This is a genomic window from Lysinibacillus sp. GW247-5R2A, assembly GCF_059424475.1.
In genome coordinates this window covers 276,577-296,004 of record NZ_JBWKZL010000004.1, presented here as the reverse complement: position 1 = coordinate 296,004, position 19,428 = coordinate 276,577, and the positions used below count along the sequence as shown (strand labels likewise).

At 39.1% G+C, this 19,428-nt stretch carries 24 protein-coding genes and 1 other annotated feature; of the genes, 23 read left to right on the top strand and 1 reads right to left on the bottom strand.

All coding sequences use genetic code 11. The annotated features are described in order from the left end of the window. Window positions 1-192 precede the first annotated feature (192 nt). The 20 genes from AC07YC_RS09010 to AC07YC_RS08915 all read left to right on the top strand — a co-directional run bounded on the left by AC07YC_RS09010 (window position 193) and on the right by AC07YC_RS08915 (window position 15,976). Window positions 193-1,473: a bifunctional folylpolyglutamate synthase/dihydrofolate synthase gene (locus tag AC07YC_RS09010; protein ID WP_494919097.1), complete on the top strand. Its 1,281-nt coding sequence runs from the start codon at window positions 193-195 to the stop codon at window positions 1,471-1,473. Beyond that, window positions 1,470-2,720, top strand: a complete 1,251-nt coding sequence (locus AC07YC_RS09005) for a bifunctional folylpolyglutamate synthase/dihydrofolate synthase (RefSeq protein ID WP_494919096.1) — start codon at window positions 1,470-1,472, stop codon at window positions 2,718-2,720. The genes AC07YC_RS09010 and AC07YC_RS09005 overlap by 4 nt, the downstream gene beginning before the upstream one ends. A gap of 201 nt (window positions 2,721-2,921) precedes the next feature. Further along, a complete protein-coding gene (locus AC07YC_RS09000) occupies window positions 2,922-3,545 on the top strand; it encodes a hypothetical protein (RefSeq protein ID WP_494919095.1) in 624 nt (207 codons plus the stop codon). Window positions 3,546-3,643: 98 nt separating this feature from the next. Continuing rightward, on the top strand, window positions 3,644-4,237 hold the full coding sequence (locus tag AC07YC_RS08995; protein WP_494919094.1) for a Maf family protein: 594 nt from the start codon (window positions 3,644-3,646) through the stop codon (window positions 4,235-4,237). Between the two features lie 33 nt (window positions 4,238-4,270). Then, the gene (gene radC / locus AC07YC_RS08990; protein WP_175445562.1) at window positions 4,271-4,942 is read left to right on the top strand and encodes a RadC family protein; all 672 of its coding nucleotides are present in this window, start codon (window positions 4,271-4,273) and stop codon (window positions 4,940-4,942) included. A 593-nt stretch (window positions 4,943-5,535) separates the two neighbouring features. After that, window positions 5,536-6,555 (top strand): rod shape-determining protein, encoded by a 1,020-nt coding sequence (locus tag AC07YC_RS08985; RefSeq protein ID WP_008180696.1) that lies wholly within the window; start codon window positions 5,536-5,538, stop codon window positions 6,553-6,555. A 13-nt stretch (window positions 6,556-6,568) separates the two neighbouring features. Further along, on the top strand, window positions 6,569-7,483 hold the full coding sequence (gene mreC, locus AC07YC_RS08980) for a rod shape-determining protein MreC (protein ID WP_336635842.1): 915 nt from the start codon (window positions 6,569-6,571) through the stop codon (window positions 7,481-7,483). Then, window positions 7,483-8,007: a rod shape-determining protein MreD gene (gene mreD, locus AC07YC_RS08975; RefSeq protein WP_004226656.1), complete on the top strand. Its 525-nt coding sequence runs from the start codon at window positions 7,483-7,485 to the stop codon at window positions 8,005-8,007. Before mreC ends, mreD begins: the two co-directional genes overlap by 1 nt. 27 nt (window positions 8,008-8,034) lie before the next feature. Continuing rightward, window positions 8,035-8,703 (top strand): septum site-determining protein MinC, encoded by a 669-nt coding sequence (minC, locus tag AC07YC_RS08970; RefSeq protein ID WP_008180702.1) that lies wholly within the window; start codon window positions 8,035-8,037, stop codon window positions 8,701-8,703. Between the two features lies 1 nt (window position 8,704). Then, window positions 8,705-9,502, top strand: a complete 798-nt coding sequence (gene minD / locus AC07YC_RS08965; RefSeq protein WP_008180704.1) for a septum site-determining protein MinD — start codon at window positions 8,705-8,707, stop codon at window positions 9,500-9,502. Between the two features lie 89 nt (window positions 9,503-9,591). Beyond that, window positions 9,592-10,146 (top strand): M23 family metallopeptidase, encoded by a 555-nt coding sequence (locus tag AC07YC_RS08960; protein ID WP_008180705.1) that lies wholly within the window; start codon window positions 9,592-9,594, stop codon window positions 10,144-10,146. After that, window positions 10,136-10,747, top strand: a complete 612-nt coding sequence (locus tag AC07YC_RS08955) for a zinc metalloprotease (RefSeq protein WP_494919093.1) — start codon at window positions 10,136-10,138, stop codon at window positions 10,745-10,747. The genes AC07YC_RS08960 and AC07YC_RS08955 overlap by 11 nt, the downstream gene beginning before the upstream one ends. Before the next feature lie 45 nt (window positions 10,748-10,792). Next, window positions 10,793-10,873, top strand: a sequence feature (ribosomal protein L21 leader region). Window positions 10,874-10,887: 14 nt separating this feature from the next. After that, a complete protein-coding gene (rplU, locus tag AC07YC_RS08950) occupies window positions 10,888-11,196 on the top strand; it encodes a 50S ribosomal protein L21 (protein ID WP_012295462.1) in 309 nt (102 codons plus the stop codon). 16 nt (window positions 11,197-11,212) lie between these two features. Then, window positions 11,213-11,569, top strand: a complete 357-nt coding sequence (locus tag AC07YC_RS08945) for a ribosomal-processing cysteine protease Prp (RefSeq protein WP_025114621.1) — start codon at window positions 11,213-11,215, stop codon at window positions 11,567-11,569. Then, the gene (rpmA, locus tag AC07YC_RS08940) at window positions 11,566-11,865 is read left to right on the top strand and encodes a 50S ribosomal protein L27 (protein ID WP_004226673.1); all 300 of its coding nucleotides are present in this window, start codon (window positions 11,566-11,568) and stop codon (window positions 11,863-11,865) included. Before AC07YC_RS08945 ends, rpmA begins: the two co-directional genes overlap by 4 nt. Window positions 11,866-12,207: 342 nt before the next feature. Then, entirely contained in the window at window positions 12,208-12,735 is a 528-nt protein-coding gene (locus AC07YC_RS08935) for a Spo0B domain-containing protein (RefSeq protein WP_089986688.1), read from the top strand. 5 nt (window positions 12,736-12,740) lie between these two features. Continuing rightward, window positions 12,741-14,030 carry a GTPase ObgE gene (gene obgE, locus AC07YC_RS08930; protein ID WP_494919092.1) on the top strand — a complete coding sequence of 430 codons (1,290 nt, stop codon included), beginning with the start codon at window positions 12,741-12,743 and terminating at the stop codon, window positions 14,028-14,030. Between the two features lie 24 nt (window positions 14,031-14,054). Further along, a complete protein-coding gene (locus AC07YC_RS08925; protein WP_004226679.1) occupies window positions 14,055-14,510 on the top strand; it encodes an ACT domain-containing protein in 456 nt (151 codons plus the stop codon). 182 nt (window positions 14,511-14,692) lie between these two features. Next, a complete protein-coding gene (gene pheA / locus AC07YC_RS08920) occupies window positions 14,693-15,571 on the top strand; it encodes a prephenate dehydratase (protein ID WP_494919090.1) in 879 nt (292 codons plus the stop codon). A 12-nt stretch (window positions 15,572-15,583) separates the two neighbouring features. Then, window positions 15,584-15,976 (top strand): thiol-disulfide oxidoreductase DCC family protein, encoded by a 393-nt coding sequence (locus AC07YC_RS08915; protein ID WP_494919089.1) that lies wholly within the window; start codon window positions 15,584-15,586, stop codon window positions 15,974-15,976. 156 nt (window positions 15,977-16,132) lie between these two features. Here the strand turns inward: AC07YC_RS08915 and AC07YC_RS08910 are convergent, their stop codons facing one another. Beyond that, on the bottom strand, window positions 16,133-16,666 hold the full coding sequence (locus tag AC07YC_RS08910; protein ID WP_494919088.1) for a transcription repressor NadR: 534 nt from the start codon (window positions 16,664-16,666) through the stop codon (window positions 16,133-16,135). A gap of 141 nt (window positions 16,667-16,807) precedes the next feature. On the opposite strand from AC07YC_RS08910, the gene AC07YC_RS08905 reads away from it, so the two are divergent. The 3 genes from AC07YC_RS08905 (at window position 16,808) to ruvA (ending at window position 19,418) form a co-directional block, all read left to right on the top strand. After that, window positions 16,808-17,818: a LysM peptidoglycan-binding domain-containing protein gene (locus AC07YC_RS08905; RefSeq protein ID WP_494919087.1), complete on the top strand. Its 1,011-nt coding sequence runs from the start codon at window positions 16,808-16,810 to the stop codon at window positions 17,816-17,818. After that, window positions 17,808-18,686 (top strand): phosphotransferase, encoded by an 879-nt coding sequence (locus tag AC07YC_RS08900; protein ID WP_338130845.1) that lies wholly within the window; start codon window positions 17,808-17,810, stop codon window positions 18,684-18,686. The genes AC07YC_RS08905 and AC07YC_RS08900 overlap by 11 nt, the downstream gene beginning before the upstream one ends. Window positions 18,687-18,797: 111 nt before the next feature. Beyond that, a complete protein-coding gene (ruvA, locus tag AC07YC_RS08895) occupies window positions 18,798-19,418 on the top strand; it encodes a Holliday junction branch migration protein RuvA (protein WP_008181187.1) in 621 nt (206 codons plus the stop codon). Window positions 19,419-19,428 lie beyond the last annotated feature (10 nt).

Here is a 19,428-nt window from a genome sequence, read left to right as displayed (position 1 = left end):
ATCCCCTTTAAGTAGAATGTTAACTACAGTTTAGTGTAGTTTTTTTTACATTGTCTACTTAAAGGGGATAATATCACGGTGGCTAGCTGTGTGTTTTTTCTATTGTTTCGTAATTAATCTATGTTATTAAACGTTAGTTGTACTAAAATAGAGATATTGCAGTAAGAGGGAGTGTTTCTTTTGTTTAACACAATGAACGAATGTACGGAATTTATTTTTTCGCTAAAAGCCGTTGATCATAAACGTGCACCGCTTGTACTAATGAAAGAAGTACTAGCACATTTAGAGAATCCTCACAATAAACTACGCGTGATTCATGTGGCTGGTTCAAATGGGAAGGGTTCTACAGTGAATGCCCTTAGAGAAATGCTACAGCACGCTGGGCACCAAGTAGGGACATTTACTTCCCCACATTTAGAGCGAGTCAATGAACGAATGACCATCAATGGTGAGCCGATTACAGATGAACAATTTTTATACTATTTCAATAAATTAGCTAAGATTATAGATGAACAATATAATGGTGATTTTCCAAGCTTTTTTGAAGTAGTCACACTCATAATGTTTCAGTTTTTTGCCGATCAGGAAATTGATATAGCGCTGATTGAAACGGGGCTTGGAGGGCGTTTAGATGCGACCAATGTCGTGACGCCACTACTAGCCATTATTACAACCATTTCACTTGAGCATACGGCCTTTTTAGGTGATACATTTGCCAAAATTGCCTCTGAAAAGGCAGGCATTATAAAAAGTGGTGTTCCAGTTGTTGTAGGGGTTAGCAATGAAGAAGCATTAGCTGTTATTAACGAAACGGCGGTTGCACAGCAGGCACCATGCTTCATTTTAGGACAAGATTTTACTATTTCAGATATATTACAAAGTACAGACGTTCAGCAATTCACCTATGAAAAAGGAAATATTGTGATGACTGAAATAGCTTTAAAAATGGCAGGTCCCCATCAAATCAACAATGCAAGTCTGGCCATTACAGCAATCCTCGCATTACGTGAAGAGGGAGCTATTACTATATCAGACTCATCCATTCGCTATGGACTTCGATATGCGCATTGGGCTGGCCGCTTTGAACAATGGCCTCAAAAAATTATTTTAGATGGCGCCCATAATTCTGAAGGGACGGCTGCACTTATCCAAACACTCAAAAATGTATTTCCAAAAAGCCATTATCGTTTTGTGTATGCAGCATTAGCAGATAAGGATCATGCCAATAGCATTGCACTAATGGATGATGTTGCAACGTCGATTGCCTTTACACAAATCAATCTACCTAATGCAATGCCTGCTGAAGACTTAGTCGTGTTATCAACAAATGCCAATAAATCGTACTATGAGGATTGGCTGGAATCGGTACAAACTGTACTACGTGAAAGGGCTGAAGAGGATGTTGTGGTGATTACAGGCTCTTTATACTTCATTGCTGGTGTTCGGCATTGGCTACAGGAGGAAGGACGATGATACCAGGATTTGATCATTATAAAAAGAAGTGGGCTATTAACAGTGATGATGTCATAAAGCCTGGTCTTGTGGCGATGGAAGAGGCTTTGCTATTAGCTGGAAACCCTCAGCAAGCCTTACATGTCGTCCATTTGGCTGGCACAAATGGGAAGGGCTCGACATTAACCTTCCTTGAGGCTATCGCCAAAGAGCATGAATTACGTGTGGGCAAATTTATGTCACCCTGTATAGTCGATGTGCACGACCAAATTCAAATAGATGGTCAACCTATTACCGAGGCTGATATGGATGCTGTTTTTCGCCAAATGCATGCGGCTGGATTAAGTGGGAAACTAACTGATTTTGAACTTTTGACTGTAGTAGCATTTTTACATTTTGTGAATAAAGAAGTTGATATTTCTTTAATTGAAGCGGGTATGGGAGGATTATTGGATAGTACAAATGTAGTAACACCCATCGTATCCATTATCCCAAGCATCGCTCTAGAGCATACAAAATTTCTAGGTGATACAATCGACAGTATTGCGCATCATAAAGCAGGTATTATTAAACAAAATCGCCCTGTCACTATCGGTAAATTGCCAGAAGAAGCGAAGCGTGTTGTTTATGAAGAGGCTGCTCATAAAAAAGCTGCAGTATTTGAAATAGGTAATCATTTTTCATTACACTCATTTGCTGAAGGAGACTGTTACAGAAATGATGAACAACATGTCCGATTCTCCCATTTAACACGTTCAATGAAAGGGGCTCATCAGGGCGATAACATGGCACTTGCTATTACAGCATTCCTAGAAGTAGCATCATATCTTCATGTGAAAGTGAATTCAACAGCAATTCAGAATGCTGTGAAACAAGCCGCCATTTTAGGTCGTTTTGAAGAAATCATACCATTTGTGATTGTCGATGGGGCACATAACCCGGCAAGTGCTGAAAAATTAGTAGAAACGATTAAGGGTGAGTTTCCTGGGGAACGAATCACATTTGTTGTGGGTATATTAGCAGACAAAGACGTTCAACAAATTCTTCGACTGTTAGAGCAAGTTAGTGATGAATTTTATTTCGTTGATTTTGATAATCCACGAGCGATGGCTGCGCAAAATTTGCTGGAGCTTTCCAAAGCGACATCTAAAAATATCTTAGTGGATTATGTACAATTTTTACAGGTGCAATCAGACAGCAAACAAAGAACGATCGTATCGGGCTCATTATATTTATTAACAGCCGTAAGAAATAGCTTGAAAATATGAAATGACTAGGACTCCTATTTGGAAGTCCTAGTTTTTTTAGGAATGTATGCCGTTTTTGTTATGAATCAAATCTCAATAAATTCGCATTTACACTTCTAATTCTACATATACTTTTATATATTGAAATCTCGTTTTTATTGAAACGTGTACGGATAGGTGGAAGGATGAGGTGATAGATGGATGAAAATTGTAAGTCATGTAATGAAAAAACAAATATTTCGGGCAATGATGATTGGTGGATTTGTAGGTTTGTTAGGTGTTGCCATTTTTTTAGGTGTTTTACAAGCCAGTACCCAGTTACCGATAAAGAATAATGGTAGTGATGTGGCCACTAATCAATCACAATCAGAAACCATTCCTACTGCCGGTGAGAACACTAGTACATCAAATGCACCTATGTTTTATGCTAGTCAAGCAGGCGTGTATTCAAACTATGAGAGTGCAAGTGCATTTGTTGCCGAATACCCTGCACTAAAAGAGAGCGCAATTGTTGAGGTTGATGGCAAGTTTTATGTTTGGACAAGCATGGAGATTGAAGAAAGTCAGCTTAAATTTTTACAGGAACCCGCAACCTTTAAAAAAGCATTTAGTGTCAGTGGTGATAGCTGTAAGGAGCCAACCCTTGCGGAGGTGACAACTGCATTAGCAGACAAAAATGCTACAAAATTAAATTTTAAGGAAAAAGGGAAGGATTCAACTTTACCTGAGGATTGGCAGACAATTGGTGCAGCTGCTTCTACTATTTCCAACGATGTCAGCGTCATCCGTTTGCAAGTTTTTGCTCATTATCAGGCTAAAAATACATGTCTCCAAGTGAAATTTTAAAAGTAAAAGATAGTCAAATCATTATTATCTTGATTTTTAGAAAATTTTCAAATCGAACATTCTTCGGTATCATGAGGATTAGGAAGGATGGTCGGATCATGTTAAAAACAAACCATAAACTTATACTTGCCTCTGCTTCACCAAGACGAAAGGAATTGCTGGATATGCTAGGACTTCCATTTGAGGTTCTGACAAGTGAAGTTGAAGAAACAAGTGTACAAGCCAGTTCAATGCAGGAATATGTAAAAGGAGTAGCTCTCTTAAAAACACGGGATGTAGCGAAAAAAGCAACCAATGCAACAATCATTGGTGCTGATACAATCGTTGTCGACAATGATGAGCTGCTACATAAACCAAAATCTCGTGAGGAAGCTATTGCTCATTTATTACGTTTATCTAATCGCGAACATGTTGTGATGACAGCGGTCGCTATTATTGAACCTAATGGGAAAGAAAACATCTTTGTGGAAGAAACCACGGTTGTTTTTCATTCTCTATCAAAGGAATTGATAGAAGCCTATGTCGATTCTGGAGACCCTTTCGACAAAGCAGGTGGTTATGGTATCCAGACGATAGGCACACTTTTAGTGAAACGAATTGAAGGAGATTACAACAATGTTGTAGGCTTACCACTTGCAGCGTTGTTTTCGCGATTGGTAAACCTACAAATTGTCCAATTTGCGAAGGAGTGAGCATTTTTGCTAGATAAGGCTTTACCTACGTTGATGTTACGTGATGTTCATTTGGAAGATCGCCCTCGTGAAAGACTGATACGACAAGGGGCAGAAAGTCTATCCAATCAAGAGCTACTTGCTATTTTATTGAGGACAGGCACAAAAGAAGAATCGGTTCTTGTCCTTGCGAATCGAGTATTAACTGTTTTTGAGCGTCTCCATCATTTAAAACACGCAACCATTGAAGAAATGGTCGCTATTAAAGGGATTGGTGAGGTGAAGGCTATACAATTATTAGCCGCCATTGAACTTGGCCGACGACTGGCTCAAAAGCAGAATGATGAGAAATTTACTATTCGTTCTCCACAAGATGCTGCTGCTTATTTAATGCCTGATATGACTTCACTTAATCAGGAACATTTTGTTGTTCTTTTTTTAAATATTAAAAACCAAATTATTCACAGACAAACGATTTTCATAGGTAGCTTAAATGCCTCCATCGTGCACCCTAGGGAAATTTTTCGAGAAGCCGTGAAGCGATCGGCTGCTTCAATTATTTGTGCACATAATCATCCTAGTGGAGTACCAACTCCTAGTGCGGAGGACATTGATGTTACAAAGAGAATTGAAGAGGCTGGTTATATTATGGGGATTGAATTAATTGATCATGTAATTATCGGCGATCATCAATTCATCAGTTTGAAGGAAAAAGGGTATTTTTAACTCTGCAAGAAATTTGCAGAGTTTTTTTATCTTGAGCAGATGTCTTATAGAAGCATTACGACCAAACTCGAAATATTTTAGCGCTATGACATTAGTGGCATATTCCTAAAATTTTTGTATTTTTTTGTGGTTTAATGGCGAACCTTTTTCGATTCAAATCGTTAATGTATTCTAGAAACTGATATTATCTTCACAAAAATTGGTAGCCTGATACACATTGTCTTATGAGAATAAAAATTATATGCTAATCTATACGTACTATTTTTAGTTTAAGAGGGAATTAAAATAGTATCTTTTCTGTGAGATAAAGTATGTGACACTATAAATTCTTGCGCTTTTCCGTTATAATGAAGGGTATGAATTTTATCTTGATTCAGGAAAGACTCCCATCGAAATTGGTGGTGAGCTAAATAAGTGTGTAGTTTTTTCAAGGTGTGAAACACTAACTGATGAAGATAAAAACTTTGACGGAGTGCTATAGGTTTTGAGGAGGAGTCAATTGTATTTTTATACAATTCAATTTCCTGTACATGACTGTCAAAGATAATGGATGTCAACGAAAGTATGGCTTAAATAGAAAGGGAGTACACAATTTGTTTGGACTAGGAAGCAAAGATGTCGGGATTGACCTCGGCACAGCGAATACATTAGTGTTTATTAAAGGAAAGGGAATCGTTTTACGCGAACCTTCAGTAGTAGCAAAGAATACGAAAACAGGAGATATCGTTGCCGTTGGTAATGATGCTAAAAATATGATTGGTCGTACACCTGGCTCAATCGTAGCAATTCGCCCAATGAAAGATGGCGTTATCGCTGATTTCGATATTACAACAGCAATGATTCAGTACTATTTAAGAGAAGCCTCTAAAAATTCTGGTGGCAATTGGAAAAAACCAAATGTTATGATTTGTGTGCCTTATGGTATTACTTCAGTGGAACAACGTGCGGTTATTGATGCAGCTCGACAAGCGGGCGCAAAAGAGGCTTTCACAATCGAAGAGCCATTTGCAGCGGCGATCGGATCAAATTTACCAGTATGGGATCCAACAGGATCAATGGTAGTTGACATCGGTGGAGGTACAACAGAAGTAGCTGTTATTTCTCTGGGCGGTATTGTAACAAGTGAGTCCGTACGTGTTGGTGGGGACGCAATGGATCAATCTATCATTTCATATATCCGTAAAACGTATAATTTAACAATCGGTGAACGTACTGCTGAAGCGGTAAAAATGGAAATTGGTACGGCATTAGCTGAAGGACCAGAAGAAAAGATGGAAATTAGAGGTCGTGACCTTCTAACAGGTTTACCAAAAACAATTGAAATCTCTTCACAAGAAATTTCTGAGTCATTACGCGAAGCCGTTTCATCCATTATTGATGGCGTTCGAAAAACATTAGAGCAAACACCTCCAGAATTATCTGCGGACGTTATGGAGCGCGGTATCGTATTAACTGGCGGTGGCGCATTATTAACGAACTTAGATAAAGTGATTAGTAAAGAAACAAATATGCCAGTATTTATCGCAGAAGATCCTTTAGACTGTGTAGCAATTGGTACGGGTAAAGCTTTAGATCATATGGATTTAATTCGTCAACAACAGGTTAAAGGGTAAGGAGGTTTAGGCAATGCCACATTTTTTTTTCAATAAGAAAGTAATTTTGCTGCTCGTAGGCATGGTTTTTCTTGTGGCATTGATTAGCTTCTCATTACGTGATCGGACGAATGCTACTTTACCAGAGCAAATTATTAAAGATACTGTCGGCGTCGCACAATCGCTTGTTGCGAAGCCGGCGAATTATGTTAATGGTATTTTTAATAGTATTGACTCCCTCTTAAACACGTACGAAGAAAATAAACGTTTAAAAGCACGCCTAGAAGATTTTGCAGTTGTACAAGCTGAGGCTACGGATTTAAAATCAGAGAATACAAAGCTTCGTGAGCTTTTGGATAAAGCTGAGAGCTTAAAGGCATATAATCCTATTCAAGCAACAGTGATTGCTAGAAATCCTGACCAATGGGAAGAGAAAATTATTTTAGACAAAGGATCTTCTCATGGAGTTCAAAAAAACATGGCAGTTATGACGGCGAAGGGGCTAGTTGGGAAAATTACACTAGTTACGCCTTTCACTTCTGAGGTAGAGCTTTTAAATACAAATAATCCTAACTATCGTGTTTCTGCAATGGTGTTAGGTGAAAAAGAAGCATACGGTTTAATCGAGGGCTTTGATGAAGAACGTAATGAACTCATTATGAAGCGAATCGATTCTAGTTTGAAGGTTAAAGAAGGCGAGCAGGTAGTTTCTTCAGGACTCGGAGGTATTTTCCCTAAAGGTATACCTATCGGTGAAATTACAGAGGTTAGTACAGATGATCATGGTTTAACTAAAATGGCGTATGTCAGACCATCTGCTGAATTTTCGATTTTAGAGCATGTTGTTATTGCCAAACGTACATCTACAGTCATTGATGGTTCAGATGGCAGTTCAACGAACGAAGATTTAACAAACCCGCAAGATACGAATGAAGAGGAGGCGGAATGATGGTTCGTTTTCTCATTCCTTCTGTGGCGGTTTTACTATTCTTGCTAGAACCAGAATTTGCGATGCTTTCTCCAATTGAAATTAAGGGAGAAGTGTACTTTCTAGTACCGCGTTTTTTAATCTTATATCTCATTTTTATCTCCATCTATTACAGCCGTCAACGCGCGGTAATGTATGGACTTTTTTTTGGTGTCTTGTATGATGTGTTTTACATTGATATTATTGGATTATATTCAGTTCTATATCCACTTATATGTTTTTTAGCAGGGTCTATCGTGAAAGTTATACATCAGCACTTAGTCGTAACAACAACTATTTCAGTTGTGTTAGTAGCTATTTTAGAATTTATACTCTATCAATTTTTCTTCTTGATCGATTTTACAGCAATCCCTTTAGCGGATTTCTTACGTTCACGACTACTGCCAACAATCATTGCAAATGCTTTATTTTTAATGATTCTTGGTTGGGCCTTCAAGTATCTAATTAATGCGCGTGTCTTACAGAGAGCACGTGAGGTTTCTTAACAAAGAACAACGTGAGGTGAGGCATTCATGAAAAAACAATTAGTTAATATGAAGGGAACGAAGGACGGATTTGTACTGCGTCTTGACGACCAATGTGCTTATAGCGATTTAGTAGAAGAATTAAAGAAAAAAGTGTTAGAAGGCGGTATCGATGGTAAAGTAGATGTACAATTATACTTAGGCTATCGATACTGTACTGATGAACAGATCGATGAACTTATTCATATTGTGCAGGAAACAGAGCAACTCATTGTAGCGAATGTACAAAGCGAAGTACTGACTGTCCATGAAAGCAACCAGAAAATGATTGAAAGTCAACAGGATACATATTTAGGTGTGGTCAGATCAGGGCAGATTCTACGTTCATCAGGGGACATTATCATTGTAGGAAATGTCAATCCAAACGGTCGGGTTGAGGCTGGCGGTAATGTGTATGTCTTAGGTAAACTAAAAGGAATAGTACATGCTGGTGTGCAGGGCAATAAAGAAGCTATTATTGCCGCGTCTCGATTTGAGGCTACACATATTATGATTGCTGATCAGGTGGAAGCAATGTCAGATGAGCATGTGAAAGAAATCGATCAAGCAGAAATGACTTGTGCATTTATTGGTTACGATGGACGCATTACGTACGATCAAATTCACGCCTTAAAAAATATTCGACCATTGTTAAATGTGTCTAAGGGAGGAAGCTAGTGTGGGAGAAGCGATCGTCATAACTTCGGGTAAAGGTGGTGTCGGAAAAACAACGACATCGGCTAACCTTGGGACTGCATTGGCTCTACAAGGTAAAAAAGTATGTTTAGTTGATACAGATATTGGCCTGCGTAATTTAGATGTTATTTTGGGCCTAGAAAATCGTATTATTTATGATCTAGTCGATGTAGTGGAAGGGCGCTGTAAAATACATCAAGCATTGATTAAAGATAAGCGTGTGGATGATAAACTATTTTTATTACCTGCTGCTCAAACGACAGATAAAAATGCTGTTACCCCTGAGCAAATGAAGAGCTTAATAGAGGAATTAAAAAGAGACTATGATTATGTATTAATAGATTGTCCTGCAGGTATTGAACAAGGCTATAGAAATGCCGTTGCAGGTGCAGATCATGCGATTGTTGTCACAACACCTGAAATTTCCGCTGTTCGAGATGCAGACCGAATTATTGGTTTATTAGAACAGGAAGACATCACTGCTCCGAAGCTCATCATCAATCGCATTCGACAACATATGATGAAGAGCGGCGACACTTTGGATGTGAATGAAATTACAACTCATTTGTCTATTGATCTATTAGGAATTATTGTTGATAGTGAAGGTGTTATTTCATCCTCCAATAAAGGAGAACCAATCGTTATGGACCCTTCTAATAAAGCATCTTTAGGCTATCGAAATATTGCTCGTCGTATTTTGGGTGAGTCGGTTCCATTAATGGCTATTCAAGATGAGCAAAGAGGTATGTTTTCAAAACTTAAATCATTATTTTCAAGATAATTTAAAACCTTTTCGTGCATTTGTGCGAGAAGGTTTTTTTGCATGTTTGGACATGCAATCACATATAGTGTGGAAAAAAGGATGAGGGCTTGTTTAAAAAATGGAAATGGTTTTTCACGATACTACTTGTGGCAGCAACTATGCTAGTAATTCGTTTAGAAGATCAGGGGGTAGTTGATACGCCTGTTCGAAAGATGGTCACAACCTCAGCAGATTTAACGTACTTAAGTGAGCTGGGGCAAAGTTGGTTTGATAAAGAAAATGAGACCATTACAGTATCTAGTGATGTGGGGCAAGCAGATCTTTTAACTTTTGCTAATGCCCAGGTTTTTAAAGAGGGATATTTATTGCAGTATGATGTTGGCTTACCAGTTTATGCTGGACAGAACGGCTTAGTCGTGTTCACGGGTCATACAAAATATACTGGTAAGACTATGACCATTAGCTATGATGATGGTACAACCGTCTCTTATGGCATGCTAGATAGCTTAGCGCAGCTACCTTATACATCCATACAGGCAAATGATTTGATTGGTATGAAAGAAGCTGGGCAACTTTATCTTTCCATTGAAAAGGGAGATGCTCATTACGATTTAGAGCAAATTGTACAATGGTTGGAAACGATGGAGACCCATGAAGATTAAATTACATCTTCTTTGTATTCCTCTCGTATTTGTCATGATTTTTAGTGGACAACTTGCTTATTACGCTATTATTTTTTTCTCGCTACTATGGCATGAAGCAGGTCACTTATTAGCAGCCCTACTGTGCGGCGTAAGAGTGAAATCATGTGTTATTGCACCTTACGGGGGGGAAATTCAATTTGAAAATCCAGCGGTTGTGCAAGCATCGTCACTCCTATGGATTGCGTTAGGAGGACCAATCGCTACTATTTTAGGGATTGGCCTCGCTTTTTTTATGCCCGAACTAATCGCCGGTAAGCTAATAAGCGTTCAACTTGTGCTATTATTAGTGAATATGATGCCTATCCTACCATTAGATGGTGGCAGGATTTTGTTAGCGTGGTTATTTTTATATTATCCAAAAGCTCAAGTGGTGGAAATGTATTATTGGCTGTCGTTCATGGTTGCCACGACGTTATTTCTAATGACTTTAAATTTCTTACCACAATCTATTTTTTTAGCAATCATTTGTTTATTTATTTGGCTTCAAGTTTTAAAAGAATGGCGTTATCGAAAATATCGTATAGCTTTTGAAAAATATGTTATGAATAGATTGACTTAAAAAAAGCCGTGTGGTAATATTTTAATGTTATTGTTTGTAGCACCCGTGCTACTACAACCGCTCTGGGAAGGTACAAGTATCTTACTATAAGATCACCTTTGTAAACAGGCGAGTCTGAGTCTAAGAGGAGGTGCAGTAAAATGTACGCAATTATTGAAACTGGTGGTAAACAAATCAAAGTAGAAGCTGGTCAAGAAATCTACGTTGAAAAATTAGGCGTAGAAGCTGACGAGGTTGTAACTTTTGATAAAGTTTTATTCGTAGGTGGCGAAAACGTTAAAGTTGGTGCTCCATTCGTAGATGGTGCTACTGTAACAGCGAAAGTTGTTAAAGAAGGCCGTGCGAAAAAAATCGTTGTTTTCAAATTGAAAGCTAAAAAGAACTACCGTCGTAAACAAGGTCACCGTCAACCTTACACAAAATTAGTTGTTGAAGCAATCAACGCTTAATAGTGAGGTGTAGCGAATGATACAAGTTACGATTCATCACGATGAAAATAGACATGTGTCAGCATTCGAATTTTCAGGACATGCTGGATACGATGAATCTGGGAAAGATTTAGTATGTGCAGGAGCATCTACTATTGCCATTGGTACGGTAAATGCTATTTATGCATTATTACAAATCCAGCCAGAAGTCGAACAAGCTGCTGAAGGTGGAGGCTATCTTAAGGTAGATTTACCATCAGATTTAGAGCCTGAAGTAGATGCAAAACTACAGTTAATTGTTCAAGTAATGACTGCCCAAGTGTATTCTATGGTGCAAAATTACGGACAATACATCCAAATCAACTACAACCAAGTAGGAGGTGGAACTCGATGAAATTATTATTAGCTTTAGACCTTCAACTTTTCGCATCGAAAAAAGGGGTAGGTTCTACTAAAAACGGACGTGACTCTGAGTCTAAACGACTTGGTGCTAAACGTGCTGATGGCCAATTCGTAACTGGTGGTTCAATTCTTTACCGTCAACGCGGTACAAAAATTTACCCAGGTACAAACGTAGGTCGTGGTGGTGACGATACACTATTTGCTAAAGTTGACGGCGTTGTTAAATTCGAACGTTTAGGTCGCGATCGCAAACAAGTATCTGTATACCCAGCACCACAAGAAGCTTAATCTTTTATAAGATATCATAAAGCGGAGGACTGCATTTATTGCAGTCCTTTTTTTGGCTAAATTTCAGCCACTTTCAACAGATGGCTGTTAAATGGAAAGTATAGCAGCAGAGATGAAGAATAGGCGGTTTTCCTGTTTTTAGTAGCGTCAAAAGCCACTGAAATAAAGGAATTATGACTATGGTCGTCATGTCCTGTAGCAACGACTAACCAACTTCTCGTAGACCCAAAATAGAGCAATTTCAGACGTAATTATGTCTGGGCATAATTGAATAAAGAATTAAGGGAAAAATACAGCAAAACTTGTTATACTAGTAAAGATAACTTTATTGGAGTGAATGGGATGAACAATCAATCACTAACCATTAGTGAAGTATTACGTTTTGCAAATCATGATTTTGTGAATCAATTGCAATTGATTCGCATGAATTTAGATTTAGGTAGAGTTGATGAATCAAAGGAACTTATTCAGCATTTTTCAGAACAGTTAAGAGTGTTTTCTATCCTCAATCGACTACAATTACCACAAACAATCGAATGGCTCCAAACAGCAGGATGGCGTTTCCCTTCCTTAGCTTGGAAAATAAACGGCGACATAAAAAAGCCTGTGACCAATAAGATTGATCAGGAAATTGTAGATTACTTAAACAAAACAGTTATGCATGTTTATGATACATTAGATCCATTTACAGAGCAGATCCTCACGCTTGATGTACGTGTTGACGATCATACATTTGCCGTGACATTCACGCTAAATGGGTTATGGAGTGCTGATGCATTCACCGAAAAAGGTTTGAAACAATTCGACATTCAAACAATTGAGCAGACAAATACACGCTGGCAATATGTCTTGAGTGCAAATAGGGAGTGAACTAAATGTTTGTCGATCACGTAAAGATTTATGTTAAAGGTGGCGACGGCGGAGATGGCATGGTTGCCTTTCGTCGAGAAAAATATGTACCGAACGGTGGTCCAGCTGGTGGAGATGGTGGACATGGCGGTAATGTCGTATTTGAAGTAGAAGAAGGCTTACGTACGTTAATGGATTTCCGCTATAAACGCCATTTTAAAGCACCGCGTGGCGAGCATGGTATGAGTAAAGGCATGCACGGTAAAAATGCGGAAGATTTAATTGTTAAAGTTCCACCAGGTACAGTAGTTATGAATGAAGAAACGAATGAAGTTATTGCTGACTTAGTCGAGCATGGGCAAAGAGCCGTTATTGCGAAAGCAGGACGTGGCGGACGTGGGAACTCTCGCTTTGCTACACCTGCCAACCCAGCGCCAGAACTTTCTGAAAAAGGTGAGCCAGGACAAGAATTAAATGTTATATTAGAGTTAAAAGTTTTAGCAGATGTAGGGTTAGTTGGTTTCCCAAGTGTTGGTAAATCAACGCTTTTATCGGTTGTTTCTGCTGCTAAGCCAAAAATTGGTGCTTATCATTTCACGACAATTGTACCGAATTTAGGCATGATTGAAACGGATGATCACCGAAGCTTTGCAATGGCAGATTTACCAGGGCTAATTGAAGGAGCTCATGAAGGGGTAGGATTAGGCCACCAATTTTTACGACATATTGAACGTACACGCGTTATCGTCCATGTGATTGATATGTCAGGAATGGAAGGTCGCGATCCTTATGAAGATTATTTAACAATTAATGATGAGCTAAAACAATATAATCTTCGTTTAACAGAGCGTCCACAAATTATTGTGGCCAATAAAATGGATATGCCTGATGCAGAGGAAAACTTAAAAGCATTCCGCCAAAAGGTAGGAGAAGACGTTCAAATTTTCCCAATTTCTGCTGTTTCACGTCAAGGGTTAAAAGAGCTGTTGTTTGCTATTGCGGATCTATTAGAAGTAACGCCTGAATTCCCACTGTATGATGAAGTAGAGGAACAATCAGACGCAACGGTTATGTACAAGCATGAGTCAAAAGGTGAAGAATTCGAAATCACTCGTGACGATGACGGTACATTTATTATTAGTGGCTATGCTATTGAGCGCTTATTTAAAATGACAGACTTTAGCCGTGAAGATGGTATACGTCGTTTTGCTCGTCAATTGCGTGCAATGGGTGTGGACGAGGCTCTCCGTGAACGTGGAGCACAGGATGGCGATACAGTTCGCCTACAAGAGTTTGAATTTGAATTTGTCGATTAAGACATGAGTTTTAGGGGGAAGCGTATGAAGAATGTTGCGAATCAGCGATATTATTTAGTTCGTGAGGATGTTTTAACGGATGCAATGCAAAAAACTTTGGAGGCGAAACACTTATTATCAAGTGGTTCTGTATCTTCCATTTGGGATGCGGTAAAGCAGGTGGATTTATCGCGAAGTGCGTTTTACAAATATCGTGATGCGGTTTTTCCTTTTCATTCAATCGTGCAGGAACGCATTTTAACAGTCTTTTTACAGCTTCAAGATAGAAAAGGAACACTTGCTAAGCTTCTAGAAACTGTGACAATTACACATTGTAACGTATTGACGATTCATCAAACAATCCCTATTCAGGGACGTGCCAATGTTACATTATCACTAGATGTAACAAGTATGACATGTGATCTTGATGACCTAATCCAGCAATTAAAACGGTTAGATTTTGTTGAGTCAGCGGAAGTCATTAGTTCTGGTGCTTTATAATTATAGTAAGGTGTTCGATCCTTTAATTTTTGACACAAATGACAATTATCGTGTTTAATAATCCATATGCTCTTGCAGCACTGGCGTAAAAATACGATACCAAAGCTCAAATAAGGAGCTGTCCCTCAGTGATACATCAATCACTAGGGACTGCTCCTTATTCCATAAGGGAGGTTTTTGCAATGGCAAAGCAACAATGGGAAAATCGAATCGCATATTTAGGACCGGAAGCATCATTTACATACTTAGCAACAAAGGCTACTTTTCCAAATGAGTGGCTTGTACCCTGTGCAACGATCCCTGAATGTATTGAGGCAGTAGCAGAGGGCAAGGTAGATTTAGCCGTTGTACCATTAGAAAATGCCTTGGAAGGTTCAGTTACGCTTACACTTGATTATTTATTCCATGAAGCATCACTATATGTAACAGGTGAATTATTACTGAAAATACAGCAGCATTTAATGGTCAATAAAGCGCAAATGGATAATTGGCAGTCTATCGAAGGGGTCTATTCCCATCCACATGCTCTAGCGCAATGCCATAAATATTTATTTTATCGTTTTAGTCATGTGCCACTTCAACAAACAACTTCAACAGCAGCGGCCGCGAAATACGTATCCGAAAACCCAGAGCAATGTATAGCAGCGGTTGGAAATGCAGCTGCCGCAGAAAAATATGGCCTTGAAATAGTAGAGTCTAATATCCATGATTTCCATTTTAACCATACTCGTTTCTTTGTTCTGTCTAAGAAAAATCAACGTTTGCCACAAGAATTATCCGAAGGGCAAGCGAAAACAACTTTAATGATTACATTGCCAACTGACCGTTCAGGGGCATTACATCAAGTGCTTTCTGTCTTTGCATGGCGTCAGCTGAATTTAAGTAAAATCGAATCGCGTCCATTGAAGACAGGACTAGGTGATTATTTCTTCATGATAGATGTGCTAGCGGATGAAAAAGTTCCAATGATGCGCGGTGCAATGGAAGAACTTGCTGCACTAGGTTGCAAGGTAAAGTCATTAGGTACATACTTTACGTATCTTACATCTGATGAAGCATAAGGGGGAAATATAATGCGTGGGATCATTTTATTTGATGGTATCTGTAACTTTTGTGATAGCACCGTTCAATTTATTATCAAACATGATCAAGCAGGTTATTTTCAATTTGCGTCATTACAAAGTGAAGTCGGTCAAGCATTACTCCGACAGTTTACTATATCCGAAAAAATAGATAGTGTGATCCTTATTGAAGATGGGAAAGCATATGTTGAGTCGACGGCAGCTTTAAAAATAGCCAAAAATTTGGAGAAGGTTTGGCCTTGCTACTATCTGTTCATTCTGGTGCCCCCAATTATTCGCAATATGTTATATAGACGGTTTGCGAAGCACCGCTATCGTTTATTTGGCACCAAAAAGGAATGCCTTTTACCTACCCCTACACAAAGACAACGATTTCTCTCCTAATAGATGGAGGGAGAGGAACGAGTCATCATCGAATGAAATAAGAAAGAGACTGGGACAAAACCCACCTTTAAATTAAAAAGCGTGTGAAATTTTACGACCAGTAAAATTTCACACGCTTTACATTAATATCAGCTAATTTTGTCCCAGACTCTCTTTTTATAGGTCTGTCACCAAATAGCCCTTTTTCTGTAAGGCTTGTTCAATTAACGTTAAAACTTCCACAGAGGGGGCTGTAATGACATGAAGATGAATGCCTCCTGTTAGTGCAGATAAATAATTAGCCTGAGTGGCATTAACTCGTTCAATAAATTGTTTTACCTCATGACGGTTTGACACCATGATAGAGGCTGTTAGTTCGCCATAAATAGGATGTTCAACCATAACATTTTTGACGGTGCCTCCACAATCTACAATTGTCATTAGCTCATCCTCTGTTTGCTCAGATGTGTGTATGCATGGGAATGTGCGTTCAACAGTTTGCTGTAATTGCTCCTGATGCATATAAAGATAACCCTGACTCGTAGCGATAATAGGTTCGTTTCTTGCCTTTAATAAAGTCATATCATTGACAATAACTTGCCTAGAAACATTGGCGAATTTAGCTAAGTCTGTCCCTGTTATAGGTGCTTTACTTTTTTGTAATTGCGCTAATAGCTGCAGTCGGCGTTCCTCGCCTAACATTTTTTTCATAAGAGATCACCTCTGCCCGTAATAATGGAAACAGTATTCCCTATAGGTTAGTGTACCATGAAGCATTTCTAACTTGTTGAAATTTTTGTATCCAAATGGAACATTGAACATATGATACCTAGAGAGGAAGGGAGGAAGAAATTGCGTATTCATATTGTTCAAAAGGGAGACACATTGTGGAAGATTGCGAAAGAGTACGGCATTTCGTTTGAAGATTTGAAGCGGCTCAATGTCCATCTTGCCAACCCAGATTATATTGTCCCGGGCATGGAAATTATTTTGCCTGAAAAAATAAACAAAGAGCCACATAGAGAGTCACATAAAGAAATGCCAAAAAAGGAATCACAAATGCATAAGGAGACACCTAAGGAAGTTCCGAAAAAAGAGGTACAGAGGCCAATGCCGCCACCACCACCAATTGTACCGCCAGTTCCAATGCCAATGCCAGAGCCACAAATGATACCAATACCTATACCAATGCCTATGCCAATGCAGATGCCACAACAACCGATGTGGGTTCCACAGCCTGTAGAAATGAATTGGCACCAACAATTAGTCATGCCACAAATGGAGCAAACAGTCACAATACCACCACCAGTACAAATCCAACCAGCGCCACCGCCACCACCACCACCACCTGTAGCGAAGCCAATGCCACATCCAATGCCACAACCAGCACCACCGCCAATGCATATCATGCCACATATGCCTGCTGTACCTCATTGCTCAAGCTGCCATCAACCAATTTATCATCATCAAATGTGGTGGCCAATGCCAATGCAGCCACAGGCCGAGCAGTATATGATGCCGCAGCAGCCGATGTCCTTTGAGATGCCAGAAAATCAAGTGGGTGGGATGGAAGACTTCTTGGAGTCCACATCACCATTTTTCCACACACCTAATCAACAAATGCAGCCACAATTTAATATGATGCCTGAAATGAACATGGGCAAATCATGTGGCTGTGATGCACAACCTTGTGGCTGTCAATCACAACCGATGCCGATGCCAATGCCTGCATGGCAAATGGATCCATGTCATTGTCCACCACCACCATGTCCAACGCATTGTCCACCACCGTGCCCGTCATCAGTAGGACCTTGGATGTCACCGCATTATTTCCCAGGCGGGATGACGCCTTATCGATGGTGAAAAAGCGTATATTGTCGAAGAGGTAAAATCAAATATTTGGAAGTATAGATATCGGTCGAATACTTATTTTGTCAAACGAGCAAAACAACTAGAGATTGCAGAGAAGGTAAGAACAATTCATCGCCAGCTAGGTCGAATTGAACCTAACCTTATCCTACCATTGGTCCGGAGTGATGATGAGCAGCTCATAGTGCAAGAATGGCAAGAAGGAAGCCATGGTGCCAATTTTACTCATAAAAAGGATCGGAAGGAATCTCTTCAACTACTAATAGCTTTACATGACACATATAAAAAAATCGCTTGGCAACGCTTGCCTGGCTTGCATACCTATTCACAACTTTTAAAATGGCAAATGCGTCATATGCGTTTTAAAAGCAGAAGAAATGAGTTTCGGGCTTTCTTAACGAAAGAAGAAATCGATCAAATTTTGCATTATAGTGATAAATCGCTGCAGTTAATTGCCCTGGAGGATGTAGCTGAAAAAGAGATTACACTATTGCACGGGGATGTTGTACATCATAATTTTTTATGGTGCACGGACGGACAATTGCGTTTAATTGATTTTGATTTGGCGCATCTTGGAGAAGCCGATGACGAATATATTTTATGGTTGCATCGGGTACTACCTGCAGTCGATTATGATTTAGCTAAAGTCTTTGCGGAGTTACCAGAGCTCAAACGACTTGATAAAAGAAAGCTTCATCGTTTAAAATATCCGAATGAACTATTGCGAGAATGGCTTTTTGCTGTGGATTTGCCACTTGATCAGCAACTAGTATTTTTAGATTATTTAGTACCATTTACTAAACGAGCCCTCACCTATTGGCCAAAACTGTGGTACGATATTGATAGATTTGTGAAGAAATGACCGTCATTTGGCGGTCATTTTTGTCTTGAACAGCGTTTTGGATACTACTTTCTGTCGAGCATTCGTTCGCTATATGCTATAATCGAAGACGATGATTGTGAGGGAATATAGATGTATGATTATTTAAAAGGACTAATTACTCGTATTACACCAGAATATATTGTGCTAGAGCAACAGGGGATTGGCTGGCAATTGAATACACCCAATCCGTTTGCATTTCGAACATCAGCGCTTGAACAACAAATTTATGTTCATTTACATGTACGAGAGGATGCACAAATGCTTTACGGTTTTCCGAATCTAGATCAACGTGAGCTGTTTCGTAAGTTAATCTTAGTATCTGGAATAGGTCCAAAGGGAGCACTAGCTATTTTAGCGACTGGCAACCCACAGCAGGTTATTAGTGCGATTGAACGGGAAGATGAAGCGTTTTTAGTGAAGTTTCCTGGGGTAGGTAAAAAAACCGCACGTCAGATGATATTAGACTTAAAAGGCAAGCTAGGCTCTTTATTAGAGACAATTGAACTGCCGAGTACAGAAGATGAACTGCCATTGTTTGGCGTTAATGCTTATAAACACGAATTAGAAGAAGCGATACTTGCTTTAATGGCACTTGGTTATTCTGAAAAGGAGCTCGAAAAAATTCGCCCGCAGCTTGAGGATAACGACAAGCTTGAAACGACAGATGCCTTTATGAAACAAGCGTTACAACTATTATTAAAATTAAAATAAGGAAAGGAGG